General features: G+C 61.9%; 4 protein-coding genes. 3 read left to right on the plus strand and 1 reads right to left on the minus strand.

Annotated elements, in window-relative coordinates:
- A partial coding sequence (locus EGI20_RS16135; protein ID WP_498632690.1) for a sodium-dependent bicarbonate transport family permease occupies positions 1-750 on the plus strand: 750 nt, incomplete at its 5' end.
- Between the two features lies 1 nt (position 751).
- Positions 752-1,054 carry a P-II family nitrogen regulator gene (locus EGI20_RS16140; RefSeq protein ID WP_124736224.1) on the plus strand — a complete coding sequence of 101 codons (303 nt, stop codon included), beginning with the start codon at positions 752-754 and terminating at the stop codon, positions 1,052-1,054.
- A gap of 183 nt (positions 1,055-1,237) precedes the next feature.
- Here the strand turns inward: EGI20_RS16140 and EGI20_RS16145 are convergent, their stop codons facing one another.
- Complete coding sequence (locus EGI20_RS16145) at positions 1,238-1,771, minus strand: carbonic anhydrase (RefSeq protein ID WP_498632692.1); 534 nt, start codon at positions 1,769-1,771, stop codon at positions 1,238-1,240.
- Positions 1,772-1,939: 168 nt separating this feature from the next.
- Between EGI20_RS16145 and EGI20_RS16150 the strand changes: the two genes are divergently transcribed.
- Positions 1,940-3,455: 2,4-dienoyl-CoA reductase FMN-binding domain-containing protein (locus tag EGI20_RS16150; RefSeq protein WP_498632693.1), on the plus strand; the 1,516-nt coding region annotated here is incomplete at its 3' end.

The following is a 3,455-nucleotide window of genomic DNA, read 5'->3' on the forward strand; positions in this document are numbered from 1 at the left end:
GCCGTGGTGGCGCTGGGTGTGGCGCTCACCATCCTGGCGTTTGCCTTGCTGCGCTTCAAGCTGGCCCGTGCCGATGCGGCCTCGATCGCGGCGCACTACGGCTCGGTCAGTGTGGTGACTTTTGCCGTAGGCACCAGCTTTCTGGCGCGTCAGGGCGTGTCTTACGAGCCGCAGCTGACGTTGTTTCTCGCGGTGATGGAGATGCCGGCGCTGATTGTCGGGGTGATGCTGGCGCGCGTCGGTGGCGGGCATCGGGTGGCCTGGGGACGGCTGGCGCATGAGGTGCTGCTGGGCAAGAGTGTGGTCTTGCTCGCTGGTGGCCTGCTTATCGGCTGGATCGCGGGTGAGAGCGGCATCAAGAGCCTGTCGCCCTTGTATTTCGACCTGTTCAAGCCGGTGTTGTCGCTGTTCCTGCTGGAAATGGGCCTGATTACCGCCAGCCGTCTGGGCGAGTTGCGCCGTTCGGGTCTGTTTATCGGGGCCTTTGCCCTGCTGGTGCCCTTGCTGTTTTCGCTGCTGGGACTGGGGGTCGCTTCATTGTTGGGACTGTCTGTCGGCGGAGCTTTTCTCTTGGCCGTGCTGGCAGCGTCGTCCAGTTATATTGCCGCGCCAGCGGCCATGCGTATCGCGGTGCCCGAGGCCAATCCGGCACTCTCGCTGGCGGCCAGTCTGGGCCTGACCTTTCCGTTTAACCTGCTCGCCGGCATCCCGCTTTACTGGGCTGTGACGTGCTATTTCTGGGGCGCATAAGATGGATTACCACCCTAAAAAGCTGCTGACCATTGTGTGTGAAGCCGTGCTGGAAGCGCCATTGACGCGCGACATCCAGCGTCTGGGCGCGCAGGGCTATACCGTGATCGATGCGCGCGGCGGCGGCCATTACGGCGTGAAGCGGGCGGCATGGAGCTTCGACCGCAATATCCGCGTCGAGGTGATTTGCGATGCGGAGGTGGCCGATGCCATCGCCACCCATGTCGCCGCACGCTATGCCCCGGATTATGGCCTGGTGTTGTATGTCGGCGACGTTGGCGTGATGCGACCTGGGCTTTTCTGAGGCTATGTCCCACACAAGTTGGCGCTCGCTGTCCGCGATGAGCGACGCTTATGCGTCAGCAGCCCAACCCCGTTTGCCGCGCGGAAGCGGCAAGCTCAAATATGTCCGCGCAGCGGACACAAAACCCGAAATCAAAGTCACCAACTTACAACTGGAACATCGCCTTTTCCAAGGCGGGCTTATTCAGGCCGGTATGATGTGCTCGACGCTGCCATCCAGTGCCATCAGATAGCACTCCACCTCTAGCGCCGGGTGCTGTTTGGTAATGCTGTTGCGCAGTGCCATCAGCGTTTCGGCGTGCACCTCGGTTTCTTTTTCCGGCATCTTGCCGAAATCCTCTCCTTTCACCACCTTGTAGGCGCCGCAGTCGCGGTGATCGAGCAACACGACCTTGTGCACCTGATGCAGCTTGATGGCGACACCCAGGTGTTCCCAGAATGCGGTATTCCACGCCGGAAATTTGCCGGTCAGCGCCCCCAGCGAAGCGCCGGCCAGGATCACATGGTCGTACTTGTCCTTCAGCCCCTTGCCGGCCATAAAGCGCTCGGTGTCATCGACCAGACGGTAGTCCATGCACGACAGCAGCAGGGCATCCGCCTGACCCGATGCTAACGCGGTCCGGGGCAAAAAGCTGCCCAGCATCACGGCGCCTGCGCCCAGTGCCGCCAGTTTGATAAAGTCGCGTCGGCTGCTGTAGCCGGGCTGTGATTGGCACATATAAAGCGTTCCTTGATGTGGTTTTTATCCGGCGTTTAGCGCCAGTGCCATCATATCTTGCCAAGGCTGTTTATGCATTTGCGTTGACAACTTACTAGGGAGTAAGTATCGTCGGCGGCAGGCTTACATCCATAAAAATCCACACCTTACGTTTACGAGGAAGCTGTCATGACCGCCTACCCGCACCTGCTTGAACCGCTGGATCTGGGCTTTACCACGCTGAAAAACCGCGTACTGATGGGCTCCATGCACACCGGTCTGGAAGAGTCCGAAGGCGGCTTCGAGAAAATGGCGGCTTTCTACGCCGAGCGTGCGCGCGGCGGGGTGGGCCTGATCGTGACCGGCGGTGTCGGTCCGAATGACGAGGGACGCGTGGCCGAGGGGGCCTCCATCCTCAACGACATGTCCGAAGTGCCCCACCACCGCATCATTACCGACGCGGTGCATGAGGCCGGCGGCAAGATCGCAATGCAGATCCTGCATACCGGCCGCTACAGCTTCCAGGCGAATCTGGTATCGGCGTCGCCGATCTGCGCGCCGATCAATTTCTACCGTCCGCGCGAAATGAACGAGGACGACATCCTGCGCACCATCGCCGATTTTGCCGAGTGCGCGCGCCTGGCGCGTGTCGCCGGTTACGACGGCGTCGAGGTGATGGGCTCGGAAGGCTATCTGATCAACCAGTTCATCGCGCGCAATACCAACAAGCGTACTGATGGCTGGGGCGGTAGCTACGAGAACCGCATCCGTTTCCCGATTGAAATCGTCAAGGCAGTACGCGCGGCGGTCGGCCCCGACTTCATCATCATCTACCGCCTGTCGATGCTGGATCTGGTGAACGACGGCAGCACCCCGGACGAAGTCGAGCAGCTGGCACTGGCGGTGGAAGCTGCCGGTGCCACCATCATCAATACCGGCATCGGCTGGCACGAGGCGCGGGTGCCGACCATCGCCACCATGGTGCCGCGCGCCGGTTTTGCCTGGGTGACCGAGCGCCTGATGGGCAAGGTGAAGATTCCGCTGATCGCGACCAACCGCATCAACACGCCGGACGTGGCGGAAGCGGTGCTCGCCAGCGGCCAGGCCGATATGGTGTCGATGGCGCGTCCTTTCCTCGCCGATCCGGAGTTCGTCAACAAGGCCGCCGAAGGCCGTGCCGACGAGATAAACACCTGCATCGGCTGCAACCAGGCCTGTCTTGACCATATTTTCCAGGGCAAGCTGACTTCCTGCCTGGTCAACCCGCGCGCCTGCCGCGAGACCGAGCTGGTCTATAGCAAGGCTGCACAGCCGAAGAAACTGGCGGTAGTCGGTGCGGGACCTGCCGGCCTTGCCTTCGCCACCGTCGCCGCCGGGCGCGGCCACGACGTGACCCTATTCGATGCGGCTGACGAGATCGGCGGCCAGTTCAATGTGGCGAAAACCATCCCGGGCAAGGAAGAGTTTTACGAGACGCTGCGTTACTTCGCGAAACAGATCGGGCTGACCGGCGTCAAGCTGGCGCTGGGCAAGCGGGTTGCCGCCGACGATCTGGCCGGCTTTGACGAAGTGGTGCTGGCCACCGGTATCGCGCCGCGCCTGCCCGCTATCCCCGGCATCGATCACCCCAAGGTACTGTCGTATCTTGATGTGCTCAAGCATGGCAAGCCGGTCGGGCGCAAGGTGGCGATCATCGGCGCCGGCG

Source organism: Aquitalea sp. S1-19 (assembly GCF_024343515.1).